General features: G+C 57.3%; 17 protein-coding genes. 9 read left to right on the forward strand and 8 right to left on the reverse strand.

Going from position 1 to position 16,934, the window contains the following annotated elements:
* Nucleotides 1-62: 62 nt before the first annotated feature.
* The 3 genes from ACR0BT_RS14205 (at nt 63) to ACR0BT_RS14215 (ending at nt 3,762) form a co-directional block, all read left to right on the forward strand.
* Entirely contained in the window at nt 63-1,721 is a 1,659-nt protein-coding gene (locus tag ACR0BT_RS14205) for an NAD+ synthase (RefSeq protein ID WP_480763423.1), read from the forward strand.
* Nucleotides 1,722-1,939: 218 nt separating this feature from the next.
* The gene (locus tag ACR0BT_RS14210) at nt 1,940-2,281 is read left to right on the forward strand and encodes a hypothetical protein (protein WP_170408289.1); all 342 of its coding nucleotides are present in this window, start codon (nt 1,940-1,942) and stop codon (nt 2,279-2,281) included.
* Between the two features lie 149 nt (nt 2,282-2,430).
* Nucleotides 2,431-3,762: an NAD(P)/FAD-dependent oxidoreductase gene (locus tag ACR0BT_RS14215; RefSeq protein WP_480763425.1), complete on the forward strand. Its 1,332-nt coding sequence runs from the start codon at nt 2,431-2,433 to the stop codon at nt 3,760-3,762.
* A gap of 3 nt (nt 3,763-3,765) precedes the next feature.
* Here the strand turns inward: ACR0BT_RS14215 and ACR0BT_RS14220 are convergent, their stop codons facing one another.
* Entirely contained in the window at nt 3,766-4,698 is a 933-nt protein-coding gene (locus tag ACR0BT_RS14220) for an MBL fold metallo-hydrolase (RefSeq protein WP_480763426.1), read from the reverse strand.
* 116 nt (nt 4,699-4,814) lie between these two features.
* Between ACR0BT_RS14220 and ACR0BT_RS14225 the strand changes: the two genes are divergently transcribed.
* Both ACR0BT_RS14225 and gltX read left to right on the forward strand, forming a co-directional pair.
* Nucleotides 4,815-5,249, forward strand: a complete 435-nt coding sequence (locus ACR0BT_RS14225) for a DUF1801 domain-containing protein (RefSeq protein WP_480763427.1) — start codon at nt 4,815-4,817, stop codon at nt 5,247-5,249.
* A gap of 60 nt (nt 5,250-5,309) precedes the next feature.
* Nucleotides 5,310-6,635 carry a glutamate--tRNA ligase gene (gene gltX, locus ACR0BT_RS14230; RefSeq protein ID WP_480763428.1) on the forward strand — a complete coding sequence of 442 codons (1,326 nt, stop codon included), beginning with the start codon at nt 5,310-5,312 and terminating at the stop codon, nt 6,633-6,635.
* 15 nt (nt 6,636-6,650) lie between these two features.
* On the opposite strand, the gene ACR0BT_RS14235 is transcribed toward gltX, so the two are convergent.
* Nucleotides 6,651-7,262: a gamma-glutamylcyclotransferase family protein gene (locus ACR0BT_RS14235; RefSeq protein WP_170514025.1), complete on the reverse strand. Its 612-nt coding sequence runs from the start codon at nt 7,260-7,262 to the stop codon at nt 6,651-6,653.
* A gap of 94 nt (nt 7,263-7,356) precedes the next feature.
* Between ACR0BT_RS14235 and ACR0BT_RS14240 the strand changes: the two genes are divergently transcribed.
* Complete coding sequence (locus ACR0BT_RS14240) at nt 7,357-7,803, forward strand: RrF2 family transcriptional regulator (protein WP_170395922.1); 447 nt, start codon at nt 7,357-7,359, stop codon at nt 7,801-7,803.
* Between the two features lie 2 nt (nt 7,804-7,805).
* Here ACR0BT_RS14240 and ACR0BT_RS14245 read toward each other — a convergent pair whose 3' ends face one another.
* Nucleotides 7,806-10,334 (reverse strand): ABC transporter permease, encoded by a 2,529-nt coding sequence (locus ACR0BT_RS14245; RefSeq protein WP_480763429.1) that lies wholly within the window; start codon nt 10,332-10,334, stop codon nt 7,806-7,808.
* Nucleotides 10,331-11,026, reverse strand: coding sequence for an ABC transporter ATP-binding protein (locus tag ACR0BT_RS14250; RefSeq protein WP_480763430.1), 696 nt, complete (start codon nt 11,024-11,026; stop codon nt 10,331-10,333). The genes ACR0BT_RS14245 and ACR0BT_RS14250 overlap by 4 nt, the downstream gene beginning before the upstream one ends.
* A gap of 69 nt (nt 11,027-11,095) precedes the next feature.
* On the opposite strand from ACR0BT_RS14250, the gene ACR0BT_RS14255 reads away from it, so the two are divergent.
* On the forward strand, nt 11,096-11,716 hold the full coding sequence (locus tag ACR0BT_RS14255) for an arylesterase (protein ID WP_480763431.1): 621 nt from the start codon (nt 11,096-11,098) through the stop codon (nt 11,714-11,716).
* Nucleotides 11,717-11,725: 9 nt separating this feature from the next.
* Nucleotides 11,726-12,340, forward strand: a complete 615-nt coding sequence (locus ACR0BT_RS14260) for an SOS response-associated peptidase (RefSeq protein ID WP_480763432.1) — start codon at nt 11,726-11,728, stop codon at nt 12,338-12,340.
* Here the strand turns inward: ACR0BT_RS14260 and ACR0BT_RS14265 are convergent.
* Nucleotides 12,337-12,891 (reverse strand): L,D-transpeptidase, encoded by a 555-nt coding sequence (locus ACR0BT_RS14265; RefSeq protein ID WP_170395928.1) that lies wholly within the window; start codon nt 12,889-12,891, stop codon nt 12,337-12,339. The genes ACR0BT_RS14260 and ACR0BT_RS14265 overlap by 4 nt on opposite strands.
* A gap of 167 nt (nt 12,892-13,058) precedes the next feature.
* A complete protein-coding gene (locus tag ACR0BT_RS14270; protein ID WP_010442474.1) occupies nt 13,059-13,265 on the reverse strand; it encodes a cold-shock protein in 207 nt (68 codons plus the stop codon).
* 327 nt (nt 13,266-13,592) lie between these two features.
* On the opposite strand from ACR0BT_RS14270, the gene ACR0BT_RS14275 reads away from it, so the two are divergent.
* Nucleotides 13,593-14,192: an REP-associated tyrosine transposase gene (locus ACR0BT_RS14275; RefSeq protein WP_480763434.1), complete on the forward strand. Its 600-nt coding sequence runs from the start codon at nt 13,593-13,595 to the stop codon at nt 14,190-14,192.
* A 128-nt stretch (nt 14,193-14,320) separates the two neighbouring features.
* On the opposite strand, the gene ACR0BT_RS14280 is transcribed toward ACR0BT_RS14275, so the two are convergent.
* Nucleotides 14,321-15,097 (reverse strand): hypothetical protein, encoded by a 777-nt coding sequence (locus tag ACR0BT_RS14280; protein WP_223117573.1) that lies wholly within the window; start codon nt 15,095-15,097, stop codon nt 14,321-14,323.
* A gap of 52 nt (nt 15,098-15,149) precedes the next feature.
* Nucleotides 15,150-16,817, reverse strand: coding sequence for an energy-dependent translational throttle protein EttA (gene ettA, locus ACR0BT_RS14285; RefSeq protein ID WP_170462733.1), 1,668 nt, complete (start codon nt 16,815-16,817; stop codon nt 15,150-15,152).
* Nucleotides 16,818-16,934: the final 117 nt, after the last annotated feature.

Below are 16,934 nucleotides of genomic sequence, written 5' to 3' on the forward strand. Positions count from 1 at the left end.
TGCCTTTCACTCGCGGTGTGATCTGCTAAATCCCTGAAAGACATGAGGGCAAGAGGGCAAAAATGGCCGATCGTTTCCGCATCACTCTGGCGCAATTGAACCCAACGGTTGGGGATATCGACGGTAATGCCGCCAAGGCTGCTGCAGCCTGGCAGCAAGGGCGCGCGGCGCAGGCTGATCTTGTGGCGCTGCCCGAGATGTTCATAACCGGCTACAATACCCAGGATCTGGTGATGAAGCCCGCGTTTCATCGGGCCGCGATGAATGCGGTGCAGGCGTTGGCTGAAGACTGTGCCGACGGCCCGGCGTTGGCCATCGGCGGTCCTTGGGTTGAAGATGGGAAGCTTTATAACGCCTACCTGATCCTCAAAGGTGGGCGGATTGTCAGCAAAGTTCTTAAACATCATTTGCCCAATGAGACCGTCTTTGATGAAGTACGCCTTTATGATGCGGGTCCTATGGGCGGCCCTTATGCGGTTGGAAATGTCCGTATTGGTAGCCCGATTTGCGAGGATGGCTGGCACGAGGATGTCGCCGAGACACTGGAAGAAACCGGGGCCGAGTTTCTGCTGATCCCCAACGGCTCGCCCTATTTTCGAAACAAATACGATATCCGGTTGAACCACATGGTGGCTCGCACGGTCGAAACGGGTCTGCCGGTAATCTACCTGAACATGGTCGGCGGGCAGGATGATCAGGTTTTCGACGGTGCTACGTTTGGATTGAACCCGGGTGGAGAGCTTGCGTTCCGCATGCCCGTCTTCGATGAGGCCGTCAGCCATATCGATCTGTCGCGCCAAGATGACGGATGGCGTATTGTGGCTGGTGAAGTCGTGCCGCAACCCGACGAATGGGAGCAGGATTATCGCGCGATGGTGCAATCTCTGCGCGATTACATGGGTAAGACGGGGTTTGGCAAAGCTGTGCTGGGGTTGTCGGGTGGCGTCGACTCGGCGCTGGTGGCCGCAATAGCCGTGGATGCGATCGGTGCGGAAAATGTACGCTGCGTAATGCTGCCTTCGGAATATACAAGCCAAAGTTCTTTGGATGATGCCGAAGCCGTCGCCAAGGCGCTGGGCGTGCACTACGACTTTGTGCCGATCTCTGAGGGACGCGCAGCGGTAACCAACACTTTGGCTCCTCTTTTTGCGGGGCTGAATGAGGACCTGACCGAAGAAAATGTCCAGTCTCGCCTGCGCGGTCTTCTGCTAATGGCGATCTCGAACAAGTTTGGCGAGATGCTGCTGACCACCGGCAACAAGTCCGAGGTCGCAGTCGGCTACGCCACTATCTATGGTGACATGAACGGTGGCTATAACCCGATCAAGGATCTGTACAAAACCCGCGTGTTCGAGACCTGCCGCTGGCGCAACGCCAATCATCGCGATTGGATGATGGGTCTCGAGGGTGAGGTCATACGCCCTTCGGTGATCGACAAGCCGCCAAGTGCTGAATTGCGTGAAGACCAGAAAGACAGCGACAGCCTGCCGGACTACCCCGTTCTCGATGCGATTCTTGATATTTTGGTGGATCAGGATGGCTCAATCGCCGACTGCGTTGCAGCCGGATTTGACGAGGCCGAGGCCCGGCGGGTCGAACATCTGATTTACATTAGTGAATACAAGCGCTTCCAGTCCGCGCCTGGCACACGGTTGACGCCACGGGCCTTCTGGCTGGATCGTCGCTATCCGATTGTAAATCGCTGGCGGGATAGAACGTAAGCACCGCTCTGGTTGAAGAATTTACCATTGTTTCGAAAGTGCATGGTAATGCGGATTTCTGCGGCAGTTTGTTTATCCATTTCAGCCAGTTGTGCGGTGAAAAGACTATGTTTCGCTTGTACGCGCGTCCTTTTTTTGCCACATTTACGACAGGGGTCTGCCTCATATGGGGCGGATGTGACGCAATCCGGTAGGTTGTCCTGCCATTTTCAGAGCCGATGACCGGGATTGTGGAACTGGGAAAAGGCATCCGTGTTTGGGATGTCAGTAAAGGTATTGGTGGTCAAATGACGAATGGATACGATAAGCCGCTTCATTCTCCGTTGCAGTTGAAGCCTATGGAATCAGCGCCGCGCAAGTTGGATGAACAGGCGCTGGATGCTGCGATTGCAGACATTATGAGCCAGGAAGAGCCGACGCCCGACGCGGTGGCAGGCCCGGTTCCGTTGCGATCGGAATTTCCGGTGTTGCAGCCACAGGAATCGCTTGCATCAAAGTCCGATCCCAAGCTCAGCACGGTACTGCGCCAGAAATGGGCGCAACTTTCCGGGGCGGCGTAATCTGAACGCATCTGCGCGGTGTAATTCGCCGCGCATTGGCCAATTGGCCACAGGTTCCGGCAATTGCCCGGGACCAATCGTTTTCTACATTGCCAGTGAAATCGCCTTCAGGCTGGATGTCGCTCCGATGAACGAGCACCGAGCGGTTAATGCCAGGCCCCACACCGACACCCGTCGAATCTGATCTCACACTTCCCAAACACGTAGATGTTGTCGTCATAGGTGGTGGAATCATCGGGGCTTCGGCTGCCTTCGAGCTTGCTGAGCGAGGTGTTTCCGTTCTGTTGTGCGAGAAGGGCCGGATTGCGGGCGAACAAAGCTCGCGCAATTGGGGCTGGGTGCGCCTTGGGACACGTGATCCGCGCGAGATCCCCCTGATGCAAGAGGCGCTTCTAATCTGGCAAGGGCTGGATGCGCGATTGGGACGCGCCACAGGCTATGTTCAATCAGGAATCGTGTTTGGCGCATCTGGCGCACGAGACGATGAAAACCTGACGCGATGGCTGGACCATGTTGAAGGGCTGCAAACAGGTGCTCGCATGGTATCCGGCCCTGAACTGGACGGGTTGCTGTCGGATAACAGTATGAAACTGCGCTCAGCGCTTTACCTGCCGCAGGACGGGCGCGCCGAGCCGCAATGGGCGGCCCCCGCAATCGCCGAGGCGGCGCGCGACCGTGGTGCCGCGATCATGACGCAATGCGCGGTGCGAAGTGTCGATGTTGCTGCGGGCCGGATCGCAGGTGTTTTCACCGAACGCGGCCGCGTAAGGTGTAGTCAAGTCGTACTTGCAGGCGGAGCCTGGTCTCGGCTGTTTGCGGGGAACGCGGGAATCGCTCTGCCACAGCTCAAAGTGCTCAATACGGTCATGCGGACCTCTCCGGTTGCAGCAGGGCCAGAGGTGTCGCTTTGGAGTGATGATTTTGCCATTCGAAAGCGCTCGGACGGGGGATACACCATAGCTTCGGGTCACGAGAATACAGTGGATATCGTTCCTGACAGTTTCCGACTCGGGTTGCAGTTTCTGCCCGCATTCCGGCAAGAGTGGCGGTCCTTAAGGTTTCGCCTTTCGAGACGCTGGATGGTCGAGGCGAATGAAGACCGAAGCTGGCTGCCGACCGATGTGACACCGTTTGAACATTGCCGAGTACTCGACCCGGAACCTTCCCAGAAAGTGTTGCGAAGAGCGTGGGCCAACGCCCGCAAGGCGTTGCCTGCGCTTGATAGTGCGGAGATCGTGCAAAGCTGGGCCGGCCTGATCGATGTGACCCCGGATGCGATCCCGGTCATCTCGAAAGTGGACGCGGTGCAGGGCCTGCATATTGCGACCGGTTTCTCTGGCCACGGTTTTGGCATCGGTCCTGCCGCCGGTCGATTAGTGGCGGACCTTGTTACGGAAAGCACGCCTTGCGTTGATCCGACCGCCTTTCGCCTGTCCCGTTTCACGGATGGGTCAAAAGTGCGGCCGGATGCTGGTTTTTAGCCTCTAACCCATCATTTGATAGCTGACCGGCACGAACCGGAACCCGTCGCCACGGGATTCGACATACCCAGCGGCCGGGAAAGGCATGTGATAGCCGATCATAGGCACTTTGTCCGCAGCCAACATGCCCAGCACATTCCGGCGCGATTCCGTTGCAGCGGCTTTGTCCATGTCGAATCGCACTTCCCATTCAGGATGTGCAAATGACCAGACATAGTGATTTGCAAGATCCGCCGTCAGGACCAGACGCTGACCGTTACTTTCTAGGTGATAGACCATATGGCCCGGAGTATGACCAAACGCTGCCATACCGGTGACGCCGGATGCGACTTCACCACCATCCCCGATAAAGGTCATCTTCTCTGCCATCGGGGTGACTTTGGCTGCAACCATATCACCCACTCGGTTGCCCGCGTCTTGCGCTGACCAAAAGTCGTATTCGGGTGCTGCTGTTACATAACGCGCATTGGCAAAAGTCGCGGCATCATTGGTTGTCATACCACCGATATGATCGGGATGCATGTGGGTAATGACCACCACATCGATCTGATCAGGCGTTACGCCGGCATCGGCCAACGCGGCCTGAATTCCACCTTGGCCAAGCCCAGTATCAAACAAGATCATCTCGGACCCAGTATTAACCAGCGTTGGTGTGAAGAAGAACTGCGCAACATCTGACGAGATGAAGTTGTCAGCCGATACACGGGCGAAATCTTCATCCGAGGCGCCGCCGCCGAAAATGTCTTGCGCACCATCACGAGGCAGGCTGCCATCCAACAAGGTGGTGACGGTGAAATCGCCCAGTTGAAACGATTTTGCTATTGTAGAGTTGGCTTTGGTCTCGGTACCTGCGGCCAGAACAGGCGAAGTAGCTGCCGCAAGCGGCAGAGCCGCAACCGTTCCAAGCGCCGCCCGGCGAGTCAATCTGATGGTCATGGTCGTTCTCCCTGTCAGAGCATGTTTGACTGAATTAGGTCAGTCTGGGCCTGTGGCCATACTATGGCACTGTTATATGGGCTGCATGGTTGAACATTACGTGTTAATTTTTGTTCATGCCGCGATCTGCGAATAAAACTGTACCCACCGGGCAAAACGTTGCTCATTTTCTGGCGAGCATTCAGCCGACCCGCAAGGCGGATGAGGCGCACGTGCTGGATAGGCTGTTTCGTGAAACCACAGGTTATACGCCAGTAATGTGGGGCCCGTCGATCATTGGCTATGGTCGATATCATTATCGCTATGCGTCAGGGCGCGAGGGCGACTTTCTCGCAACTGGGTTCTCTCCGCGCAAGGCGGCGCATTCCATCTATATCATGCCCGGGTATGCTGAATTCGGAGATATCTTATCAAGACTGGGCAAGCACAAGCTGGGTAAATCCTGCCTCTATATGAATAAGCTACCGGATATCGATTTCGACGTGCTTCGTGAACTCATCAAAGCCGGGCTCGAACGCTTAGATGGCATTTGGCCGGTTGAACCGACCTGAAAGCCCCTGCTGGACAAAATCGCGCCCATGTGAGATGAGCCGCGCCAACAGGAGACTTCCATGACCACGACCCGTTTTGCCCCGTCGCCCACCGGTTACATCCATGTGGGCAACCTGCGCACCGCCCTGATGAACTATCTGATCGCCCGCAAGGCTGGCGGTACGTTCATTCTGCGCATTGATGACACCGATCCCGAGCGGTCTAAGGAAGAATATGTCGACGCGATCAAGCAGGATCTGGAGTGGTTGGGCCTGCATTGGGACCGGGTTGAGCGACAGTCGGAGCGTCTGGACCGCTACGCCGAGGCCGCCGACAAGCTGCGCGAGATGGGCCGGTTTTATGAGGCGTTCGAAACGCCGACCGAGCTGGACCTGAAGCGCAAGAAACAGCTGAACATGGGCAAGCCGCCGGTCTATGATCGTGCGGCGTTGAATCTGTCGGATGCCGAGAAAGAAGCCCTGCGTGCCGAACGCGGCAACGGCGTCTGGCGGTTCAAGCTGAACCACGAGCGGATCGAATGGAACGATGGCATTCTGGGCGATATCTCGATTGATGCGGCCTCGGTCTCTGATCCGGTGCTGATCCGAGGAGATGGTCAGGTTCTCTACACGATTGCCTCTGTGGTCGATGACACCGAAATGGGCGTAACCGATGTCGTGCGCGGCTCGGACCATGTCACCAACACCGCAACGCAGATTCAGATCATCGAGGCCTTGGGCGGGACCTGTCCGCGTTTTGCGCACCACTCGTTGCTGACTGGCCCGCAGGGAGAGGCGTTGTCGAAACGCTTGGGCACTCTGGCCTTGCGCGATCTGCGAGAGCAGGGCGTGCAGCCAATGGCCTTACTGAGCCTGATGGCGCGTCTGGGGTCGTCAGATCCGGTTGAGTTGCGCTCGGATATGTCAGAGTTGATCGACGGCTTTGATGTTACACGCTTCGGTGCGGCCCCAACCAAGTTCGACGTGCAGGACCTGTTCCCGCTGACTGCGAAGCATCTACAATCGCTGCCGCTGACCGATGTGGCCGATGCCGTTGCTAAAGCAGGTGTACCTGCTGAACTGGCCGAGCCTTTCTGGACCATGGCGCGCGAAAACATCACGACGCTGAGCGATCTGGAGGGATGGTGGGAATTGTGCCGTGATGGGGCCGAACCCCTGATCGCTGACGAGGACCGTGAGTTCATTGCTCAGGCTGTCTCGTTGCTGCCCGAAGGCCCATTCGATGGGGAAACTTGGGGCACATGGACCAAGGCCGTGAAAGAGGCCACAGGCCGCAAGGGCAAAGGCCTGTTCATGCCGCTGCGCAAAGCGCTGACGGGGATGGAGCGCGGGCCCGAAATGGCGACCTTGCTGCCGCTGTTGCAGGTGATCCGCGCTCGCGGCTGACTTCAGGGTCAGTGCTTAGAATACGAAGGAGGCAGGTAAATCACCTGCCTTTCTTTGTTCTCCGGGTCGCAAAACTTGCGCCGAAACGCGTTGCAGGCGGTCATCCACGAATTCGGTCTCGGCCTGCTTCAATTGTTGGTGACGGGGATAACGGGGCTCGGCGCGGTCGTTCAAAATCGGAGCATCCCAACCATCGGTTGTTGCAAAGAAGCGATCGGCGCCCTCTGGTCCAAAAGCCCGCAGATACCCTTGCACGACAACATCAATATAGCTGAGCAATAGGGGATGGTGATTGCTGGGCGCGGTGTGTCGATCATGCGGGACTGCGTAGACAGCGATTTCCACCTCTTGCGTCAGAGTGTGCGTGACCGACCGTGTGGCTGGAACGCGGTCATAGGCCCATTCTCTTTCATCCAACGCGGCCCAGTCGTTTTTAGGAACATGGGCGATCATACCATCGATCTCGGAATCAGCATCCGGCACAGCGGTCAAAAACGCCACCGGGCGCAGATCCGTGTGCCGCCATGCGCGTCGCCAACCTTTCAGTCGCGCTGGGCGCGGGTCGGGGAAATCATGCGTCGACAGGTTCACGAGGCTGCCATAGCCGAAGAAATAAGGGTCTGCCATGCGGGTCGCGTCCTTCTTTGACGATTGATGTATGTCAAACAGTCTTTTTACGAGACATGCAATAAAGCTTCACCTTGAGATTCGGGAGGCCCTAATGCGGATTACCAAACGGACGAATATCGCGGTGCGTGTTTTGATGTATTGCGCCGCACATCAGGAACGGCTGGTCACGAAGGCCGAGATCGCCGATGTCTGTAATATTTCAGAAAACCATCTGGCACAGGTGATCAACCAACTGAGCCAGCTAGACTATCTCAGCACACAACGCGGCCGCAATGGCGGCATGACGCTGGCACGCCCGGCGGATCAGATCCGGGTCGGGTCCGTGTTTCGCCATGTCGAAGGCGGGTTGCCGATTGCCGAGTGTTTTGCGGATGCTGACAACACCTGCCCACTGACCGATGCCTGCCGCCTCCGGTTGGCGCTGCAAGATGCGGCTGAGGTGTTTTATGCGTCGCTGGACGAAATCACGCTCGATGCGTTGGTTTGCGACAATGACCAATTGCTGAAAATATTGCAGCCTGTCGCTTGTATGCGCTGAACTCAGTCGCTGGCGCGCAGTATACGCGCAGGGCGTACTGAAAGCGGGCGCAGGGCAAAGACCATCCCCGCGCCTAAGGTAACGCCAACACCGGCGATGACGATCCCAAGCGCGGATGGCCAGATGACCGCGAACTCTGTGTCGAATATATAAGTAGCCACGGCCCAACCGCCCAGAATTCCGGTCAGCAAAGCAACGCAACCTGCGGCTGCTCCCAAAAGGATTGCCCGCAGGGCAAAGCTGCGCAATATGCGCCCACGGTTGGCACCCAGAGTCTTGAGGATCGCTGCCTCGTACCTACGCGCCGGTTCGCCCGCTGCCGCCGCACCGACCAACACTAAAAACCCGGTCAACAGAGAAACCCCTGCGCCATATGACGTGGCTGCTGCAAGCCCTGCCAACAGGCCTGATACCCGGTCGATGGCGTCTCTGACCCGGACTGCCGTGATGTTGGGGAATTGACCGGCCAAATCACGCAGAATGGCGGCCTCGGCCTGTTCTTCGGCATAAACGGTAGCGATGAAGCTATGCGGGGCACCAGCCAATGCAGAGGGGTTCATCGACATGACAAAACCCATTCCTGCAGTAGAGAAATCAACCTCACGCAGCGATGTGAGTTCAGCTGTGATATCGCGGCCCAGGATATTAACGGTCAGCTCATCGCCCAGTTTCAGGCCCATCTCGTCGGCCTCTTCTGCGGCAAAGCTGACTTGCGGTGGGCCGCTGTAGTCCTCTGGCCACCAAACCCCGTCAGTCACGCGGGCATTCCGTGGGGGGCGGGCAGAGTAGGTTACGCCCCGGTCGCCGTCCAGAACCCAGTGATCGCCTGCAATCTCGTGCGCGGGTCGCCCATTGATTTTGGTAATGATCCCACGCATCATAGGAGCGCTTTCTACCCGACTGACGGCAGGGTCAGTGTCGAGACGTTCGCTGAACCCGGGCATCTGATCCTTCTGGATATCGACGAAGAAATACGAGGGTGCGACCTCAGGCAAGTTGCCCGAAATCGCATTGCGTAGCGTGCCGTCGATCTGCCCCACCGCCGCAAGGATCGAAAGGCCGAGCCCAAGGGACAGGACCACCGATGCTGCGCCTTCGCGTGGGTCAGAGATTGCGGACAACGCCCACCGCAGGGCTGGACGCCCTCTGGCCCAAGGAGCGCCCGCGCGGGCCAATTTGCGAATGGCAATGGCAGAAAGGGTCAGCAAAGTGAGCGCCCCCGCCAGACCTGCGCTTGTCCAGAGGGTCAACCGGGTTGAACCGCTGAACCAAGCGGCGGCTCCGATCAGTACGGCCAGGCCAATTGCAGTCGCAATTACATAGATCAAGCGCGGGAAGCTGCTTGCCGAAGTCAGCGCATCCCGGAACAATGTTGCCGCACGCACCTCCTCGGTTCTGGCCAGAGGCCAAAGCGTAAACAGGAACGCGGTTAGCACACCATAAAGTGCGGCCTCGAACAGGGGCTGCGGATATAGCGAGAATACAGCAGGGATCGGCAGTTGGGTTTCGATAACCGGTGCCAGCAACATTGGAAGCGCCGCGCCCAGGGTCAAACCCATGACGATACCAACGCCTGAAAGAACGGCGATCTGGATCATGTATGTCTGAAAGATTGTGGCCCGATCAGCGCCCAAAGTCCGCAATGTCGCAATGGTTTCCGTTTTCTGGGACAGATAGGCGCGCACGGCAGCCGATACGCCGATCCCCCCAACCGCCAATCCGGATAGACCAACCAGCACCAGAAACGCGCTGAGGCGCCCTACAAACTCGGATATCCCCGGCGCACCATTGCGGGCATCAGTCCAGCGCATGCCGGTTCCCTCGAAGGCCTGCCTGGCCTGCTGCGACAGCGCCTCCAACTCGGCGGTTTGCGGCAAGTTCATCCTGTATTTGGTGGAAAACAAAGTACCCGGAGCCAGCAGGCCCGATGATTGCAAATCCTCGGTTCGAACCAACGTGCGCGGTCCCAGCGAGAACCCATCTGCCGCACCATCCGGTTCGTGTTCCAGCGAGGCCATCAAAACGAACCTCTGCGTGCCGAGATCAAATTGGTCCCCAATCGCAAGGTTCAGGCGGTCAATCAGGGACGGAGCCATCACGGCGCCGGGCAGACCATTGGCGCCCGCCAAGGCCTCGGGCAAAGAAACTGCGGGTTCCAGAGCCACCGATCCCAACAGCGGATAGGCCCCGTCCACGGCCTTCACCTGAGTTAACGCCCGTTGCGCGCCTGCGCCATCACCCGTGACGGCCATGGACCTGAAATCGACGACCTCCGACACTGCTTGCGCGGTGTCCGCCATCCAGTCACGTTCCTCATCGTTTGCAAAGCGATAGGTGAACTCCAGCTGGGCATCGCCGCCTAAGAGCGACGCGCCCTCTTGTTGCAATCCGGTCTGAATGGCTTGGCGCACCATGCCAACCGCAGCAATTGCTGCAACACCCAAAGCCAGGCAGGCCAGAAACACCCGAAACCCGCGCAACCCACCGCGCAGTTCGCGCCGGGCCAGGCGACCGGCCAGACGCAGGCTCATTCGGCGGCCTCACGCTGGGATTCCTCGGCGATACGCCCATCGCGCAAGCGCACAACGCGGTCGCATTTCTGAGCCAGCGTATGGCTGTGCGTGACCAGTACCAGAGTTGCCTCGTGACGGTCCCGCAGTCCGAATAACAGATCAATGATTGCTGAACCGTTGGTTTCATCCAGATTTCCCGTTGGTTCATCTGCCAGTAATATATGCGGGCGCGGGGCCGAAGCGCGGGCCAGCGCCACACGCTGTTGCTCGCCGCCTGACAACTGCGCCGGGTAGTGATCGATACGATGTGAAAGGCCCACGGCCTCCAACTCGGCCGCGGCGCGCTGGAATGCATCTTTGTGTCCCGCGAGTTCTAACGGGGTCGCCACGTTCTCAAGCGCGGTCATCGTCGGAATCAAGTGGAAATTCTGAAACACTACGCCCATGGCATCTCTTCTGAACCGTGCCAGCGCATCCTCGCTCATTTTCGTCAAATCTTGGCCCAATGCGGTAACGCGTCCACCAGTTGCCTGTTCTAAGCCGCCCATTAGCATCAGTAGCGAAGACTTTCCGGAACCAGAGGGACCGATCAGCCCCAGAGTTTCACCCTTGCTCACAGTCAAAGTGATGTCGTGCAGGATATCCACTCTTCCGGCATTGCCATCCAGCGATAATGCGGCATCTTGGAGGGTGAGAACGGGTGTCGTCATCGATCAGGCCATCAAGAGGGGTACAGTCCATTGGGATATGGCGCGATACAGAAGCTGCGCAAGGGTTTGATGTCAGGCGTGTTCATCTGTTGCGGATTTGCCGCGACGGCTGAGCCGGTGGTGATTGCGGCGCTCGGAGATTCCCTGACACAAGGATATGGACTTCCGCAACAAGACGGGTTTGTGCCGCAACTGCAACGCTGGTTGCAGGAGGAAGGGGCGGATATTCAGCTTATCAACGCCGGTGTTTCCGGGGATACGACCGCAGGAGGAGCCTCCCGCGTTGATTGGACTCTGACGCCAGAGGTCGATGGCATGATTGTAGCCCTCGGCGGCAATGATCTGTTACGCGGTATCGATCCGGATGTGTCGCGCGCCAATCTTGAGGCAATCCTGAACACCGCTGACGCTGCGAATGTCAAAGTTCTGCTGATCGGCATGCAAGCCCCCGGGAACTATGGGACGGACTACAAGCAAAGTTTCGATGCCATGTATCCGGAACTGGCGCAGCAGTATGGCGCGATCTATGCGGAAAGCTTCTTTGACGGGCTCACGACCGAGAACGATCCTGCAGCCGCGCGCCAGTTCATGCAATCTGATGGTATCCATCCAAATGCCCAAGGCGTTGCGCTGATCGTTGACGCGCTGGGACCTTTTGTACTGGCTTTAGCGGAGCGCGCTGCCGATTAGGAGGGTCCTATGCCAGGCCGGTTTTTTCTCACACGACCAATTGGCGAGATTGCTAAGTTCCTGAACGTGAAAGATAACGTAGGGCCTCAACCCCCGCGCAGGAACATTCAACCGGGTCAGGAGGTGACGGTATTGACCGGTGAAGGCTTGAAGATGATGCGTTGGGGGATGATCCCGGTCGGCAGGGTCAATGCGCGCGGACGTCCGGTGATGGAGACCATTATCAACGCTCGCTCTGAAACGGTTTTTGACAAAAGCGCATTCGAAGGTGTTGGGCGCGCAGTTATACCAGTTGATGGCTGGTACGAGTGGACCGGAGAGAAACGGCGCAAAACTGCATGGCGTATCGCAGCGAAGGATGGCATATCGCTATTATTTGCTGCAATTACGGATTGTTGGGAGGCCCCTGGTGGGCAGCGTGTGGATCAGGTCGCCGCAGTCACCTGCGAGCCAAATGCCGATGTAAAGCCGATCCACCACCGTATGGGTGTGTTGCTGGGGTCGCAGGATGTGGATAGCTGGTTACATGGATCCGAAGAAGAGGCGCAGAAGCTGATGCGCCCATGGCCAGAAGGTCGCCTGAGGATTGAACAAGCCGACGATGTGGATTGGTCGGCGGCTTAGACCACGGTCACCACGGTTCCAATCGGCACCCGGTTGTACAGATCGATTACATGCTCATTCAGCATCCGTATGCAGCCGTTCGAGGCCGCGCGACCGATGGTTTGCGGTTGTGTGGTGCCATGGATGCGGAAATAGGTGTCGACTCCGTTTTGGAACAGATACAAAGCGCGCGCGCCCAGTGGATTATCGCTCCCTCCGGGTTGGACATAGTCGTTGTCCTTGAACCGACCATAGGCCACCGGGTCGCGTTCGATCATCTCATCGGTCGGTCGCCAGGTGGGCCATTCCTTCTTTACGTCGATAGTTGCGGTTCCTGTAAACTCCAGTCCGGCTTTGCCGACGCCGCAGCCATAACGGATCGCTTTGCGGGGTTCGGTTATGTAATAAAGGTAGAAGGAACGGGGAACGACCAGCAGCTGACCGGGTAGGAATTGCTTTTTGACCCGCACGAATTGTGGCGTGGGATCATACTCGACCGCTTTCTTGGCGCTGACAACGCCCGGAAGCAGGCTGACGGCAGTACCGGCCAGAAATACGCGGCGTGTGAACATGGTGACATCCCTCAAATGACCAAAGAAATCATAACGCTAGTTTTGAAATGATAGCGGATTTGGTCAATCACCGGGGAGGAATAACCCGATTGTGATGTATTCCCTATGCCACACACGGGGCGCGGGCATAGCGGAGAGGGCGGGAAAAATCCCGCCCTTTGAATGGCTTAGGCCAGTTCGATATTGTCGGCGCTTTCGCGGCCGTCACGACCAGCGCGCAGCTCGTACGTGACCTTCTGGTTGTCGGCCAGACCGGTGAGGCCCGAACGCTCGACTGCCGAGATGTGTACGAAGATGTCTTTGCCGCCATCTTCGGGTGCGATAAAGCCATAGCCTTTGGTGGTGTTGAACCATTTTACGGTGCCTGCGGGCATATCCGTTGTCTCCTGTTTAGTGCTGCCCACGTGGATGCGGCAGCCCGGCGTCGTTGTCTGTATCGATAGACTGAGCGCCGTAGAAGGAGACTGCAGGTCGAAATAGAAAAACGTAAGCCTCTTGGATATGGCATCGGTCAGACGGTGTGGCAAGGGCGGATTGTATGGATTGTACAAGGGTTTGAGGCGGAATCGTCCGTCTTGTACAAAAATCCGCCGATGGTTCTGGTTATTAGTTAGCAGAGCTTTGATAAGGTCCGGTTATTTATCTGGCGCGTCGGAGTGGCATTCAGAATCCGTTAACCCTCGTCATGATCAAGTTACAGCATGAGCGATTATCGACGCGTCCGCATTCCCGGGGCCAAGTATTTTTTCACCGTGTCTTTGGCCGACCGGTCGTCGGATTTGCTGGTGCGAGAGGTGGCGCATTTGCGGGCCGCCTTTGCAGTGACCCAGAGGGAGCGGCCGTTCTGGTGCGATGCGCTTGTGGTGTTGCCGGATCATTTGCACGCGGTGTGGACCTTGCCGCCGGGGGATGCGGATTATTCGACACGGTGGGGTGCGATTAAGGCGCGGTTTACCATGCGGGTCAGAGAAGCAATGCGTAGGCCGGGCTTCAGCCCGGCACCCGCCCCCGAACACCTGCCCGTTGTGACATCCGGCAGATATGCCGGGCTGAAGCCCGGCCTACGGGCCGACAGACGCGAAGCGCCTGTTTGGCAACGCCGGTTTTGGGAGCACACTATTCGGGACGAACAGGATTACTGCAATCATATGGCATATTGTTGGCGGAATCCGGTGAAGCACGGGTTGGTCGAGCGCCCCACCGATTGGCCGTATTCGTCAATCCATCGCGATATTCGTGCAGGTCGGGTTGATCCGGAGTGGAGCGGTGTGGTCACCGATGGCACGTTCGGAGAGCCGTAGGTTGGGGTCTTACCCCATCATTTGAGAGGTTGGAGTTTGCAAGTGGTTTGGTGCGCGGGAACAGATCGTGCGAGTTTTCGGGTATTATCGTTGAGTGAGTGATGGGGTGAAACCCCATCCTACGCTTGCTAAGCAAGTTCAGCGTAATCCGGACGCGTCTTCAAAAACCCATTTAGGGCTACATCATCCAGCATCTCAATCATTTCGAAAGCCGAGAATACACCTAAAAGGTGATCATTCTTTTCGTTTAGTATAGTCGACTTGACTATATACCAAGCCAAACAATATGCGCACTCTTCGTCAAACAAAGAGCGCAGTAAGCTAGCCATGTCTTCGGCTTCATTGTTCCGATCTACCAGATTCGTGAGATGGACTAACATGCAAACATAGAAATAATTCTTGTTTGCCAGCTTGTTTATGGAATCCTGAAGTATCAGTTCAGTACGGACGCCTACTGCAACTTTTTCAAGAAGGCTTGCGCAGAAAAAACTCGAGCTAGAATACTCGGACTGACCTAGTCTTCCATCTACGACCGGGCGAATAGCCAAACGGTTTTTTTCTTGAAGCGCGGAATTCAGCAAAGAATTGAATGTCTGTGTGAAATTCTGTCTTTCTAGTGCTTCTTTTTGAAGCTCATTAAGCTCCTCTTGTCCTTCTAGTAGTTTGCGAGTGTCATTTCGTTCCTTTCTGACTTCTTCAAGCTCTTCACGTTGCAAGCTCACCGCAAGCACTAGCATTAGTAACGCGGTGCCGGAGAAAAGGGCGTTGGCCGCACCAAATGTGTCACCAAATGTGCCGCCTGATTGGTCTGACTGAATTGCATATATGAAATTCAGCAAGTAGGCGCAGGGCACGAACCAAAGTGCATGTTTCAACCAGAAACGAAGTTCTTTAAATCTATTCATGGTCTCGAGCTAGTATTAAATGAAAAGGGGCAGCAAACTAGCCGCCCCCATATCACCGCGCAAACTTCTTATGCTTCAACCGCTTGGGCTCCAGCGCGTCCGGTCCCAGACGGCGCTTTTTGTCCTCTTCGTAATCCTCGAAGTTGCCCTCGAACCATTCCACGTGCGCGTCGCCCTCGAAGGCCAGAATATGCGTGCAAATCCGGTCAAGGAAGAAGCGGTCGTGGGAGATCACCACGGCGCAGCCGGCGAAATCGACCAGCGCGTCTTCCAGTGCGCGCAGGGTTTCAACGTCAAGGTCGTTGGTCGGTTCGTCGAGCAGCAGGACGTTGCCGCCCTCTTTCAGCAGGCGGGCCATGTGGACGCGGTTGCGCTCACCGCCTGAGAGTAGCGAGACCTTTTTCTGCTGGTCGCCGCCCTTGAAGTTGAAAGACGAGCAATAGGCGCGGGAATTGACCTGCGCGTCGCCCAGTTGGATGATCTCGGCACCGCCGGTGATCGCCTCCCACACGGTATCGTTGTCGGCAAGGTCATCGCGGGACTGGTCGACATAGGACAGCTCGACCGTGTCGCCCAGCGTGATGGTGCCGCTGTCGGGTTGTTCCTGACCGGTGAGCATCTTGAACAGGGTCGATTTACCGGCACCGTTGGGGCCGATGACGCCGACGATGCCGCCGGGGGGCAGGGCAAAGTCCAGCCCTTCGATCAGCTGCTTGTCGCCCATGTGTTTTGACAGGCCCTCGACCTCGATCACCTTGCCACCAAGGCGCTGGCCGTTGGGGATGACGATCTGGGCGCGGGTCAGCTTTTCGCGTTCGGACTGTTCGGCCAGTTCGTTATAGGCGTTGATCCGGGCCTTGGATTTGGCCTGACGGGCCTTCTGGCCCTGACGCATCCACTCCAACTCGCGTTGCAGGGTCTTCTGCTTGGACTTGTCTTCGCGGGCTTCCTGCTCCAGCCGTTTGGCTTTTTGTTCCAGCCATGCGGAATAGTTCCCCTCGTACGGAATGCCGCGACCGCGGTCGAGTTCGAGGATCCAGCCGGTGATGTCGTCCAGGAAATACCGGTCGTGGGTGACGATGAGGATGGTGCCCTTGTAGTCGATCAGGTGCTGTTGCAGCCACGCGATGGTCTCGGCGTCCAGGTGGTTGGTCGGTTCGTCGAGCAGCAGCATGTCGGGCGCTTCCAGCAGCAGCTTGCAAAGCGCCACACGGCGTTTCTCACCGCCCGAAAGGTTGGCGATGTTGGCATCGTCTGGCGGGCAGCGCAGCGCTTCCATCGAGACATCGATCTGACTGTCGAGGTCCCACAGGTTTTCCGCGTCGATCGCATCCTGCAGGGTAGTCATTTCCTCCATCAACTCGTCCGAGTAGTTCTCGGCGATCTCCATGGCAATCTCGTTGAACCGGTCGACCTTGGCCTTTTTCGCGGCCACGCCCAGCATGACGTTCTCGCGGACGGTCAGCGATTCATCCAGTTGCGGCTCCTGCGGCAGATAGCCGACCTTGGCGCCTTCGGCCGCCCAAGCCTCACCGGTGAAATCGGTGTCGAGGCCCGCCATGATCTTCATCAGCGTCGATTTACCCGCGCCGTTGACGCCCACGACACCGATTTTCACGCCGGGCAGGAAGCTCAGGTGGATGTTTTCAAAGCACTTCTTGCCACCGGGATAGGTCTTGGAGACACCCTGCATGTGGTAGACATATTGATAGGCGGCCATGTCGCGTCCTCTGGGTCGGGGAAATCAAGTTGGAACGCTGGATATCCGAGGCGAGCGGGCGGGGCAAGCTGGTGGTTTTGTGAATTTTCTGTGGTCGTTTGATCCGGTAGAACCAAC

Source organism: Ruegeria sp. CJ6 (assembly GCF_056536665.1).

What these genes read in the sequence shown, in the direction of transcription:
- ACR0BT_RS14205 (WP_480763423.1), top strand. Translation starts at nt 63, where the DNA reads ATGGCCGATCGTTTCCGCATCACTCTGGCGCAATTGAACCCAACGGTT.
- ACR0BT_RS14210 (WP_170408289.1), top strand. Translation starts at nt 1,940, where the DNA reads ATGACCGGGATTGTGGAACTGGGAAAAGGCATCCGTGTTTGGGATGTC.
- ACR0BT_RS14215 (WP_480763425.1), top strand. Translation starts at nt 2,431, where the DNA reads ATGCCAGGCCCCACACCGACACCCGTCGAATCTGATCTCACACTTCCC.
- ACR0BT_RS14220 (WP_480763426.1), bottom strand. Translation starts at nt 4,698, where the DNA reads ATGACCATCAGATTGACTCGCCGGGCGGCGCTTGGAACGGTTGCGGCT.
- ACR0BT_RS14225 (WP_480763427.1), top strand. Translation starts at nt 4,815, where the DNA reads ATGCCGCGATCTGCGAATAAAACTGTACCCACCGGGCAAAACGTTGCT.
- gltX (WP_480763428.1), top strand. Translation starts at nt 5,310, where the DNA reads ATGACCACGACCCGTTTTGCCCCGTCGCCCACCGGTTACATCCATGTG.
- ACR0BT_RS14235 (WP_170514025.1), bottom strand. Translation starts at nt 7,262, where the DNA reads ATGGCAGACCCTTATTTCTTCGGCTATGGCAGCCTCGTGAACCTGTCG.
- ACR0BT_RS14240 (WP_170395922.1), top strand. Translation starts at nt 7,357, where the DNA reads ATGCGGATTACCAAACGGACGAATATCGCGGTGCGTGTTTTGATGTAT.
- ACR0BT_RS14245 (WP_480763429.1), bottom strand. Translation starts at nt 10,334, where the DNA reads ATGAGCCTGCGTCTGGCCGGTCGCCTGGCCCGGCGCGAACTGCGCGGT.
- ACR0BT_RS14250 (WP_480763430.1), bottom strand. Translation starts at nt 11,026, where the DNA reads ATGACGACACCCGTTCTCACCCTCCAAGATGCCGCATTATCGCTGGAT.
- ACR0BT_RS14255 (WP_480763431.1), top strand. Translation starts at nt 11,096, where the DNA reads ATGTCAGGCGTGTTCATCTGTTGCGGATTTGCCGCGACGGCTGAGCCG.
- ACR0BT_RS14260 (WP_480763432.1), top strand. Translation starts at nt 11,726, where the DNA reads ATGCCAGGCCGGTTTTTTCTCACACGACCAATTGGCGAGATTGCTAAG.
- ACR0BT_RS14265 (WP_170395928.1), bottom strand. Translation starts at nt 12,891, where the DNA reads ATGTTCACACGCCGCGTATTTCTGGCCGGTACTGCCGTCAGCCTGCTT.
- ACR0BT_RS14270 (WP_010442474.1), bottom strand. Translation starts at nt 13,265, where the DNA reads ATGCCCGCAGGCACCGTAAAATGGTTCAACACCACCAAAGGCTATGGC.
- ACR0BT_RS14275 (WP_480763434.1), top strand. Translation starts at nt 13,593, where the DNA reads ATGAGCGATTATCGACGCGTCCGCATTCCCGGGGCCAAGTATTTTTTC.
- ACR0BT_RS14280 (WP_223117573.1), bottom strand. Translation starts at nt 15,097, where the DNA reads ATGAATAGATTTAAAGAACTTCGTTTCTGGTTGAAACATGCACTTTGG.
- ettA (WP_170462733.1), bottom strand. Translation starts at nt 16,817, where the DNA reads ATGGCCGCCTATCAATATGTCTACCACATGCAGGGTGTCTCCAAGACC.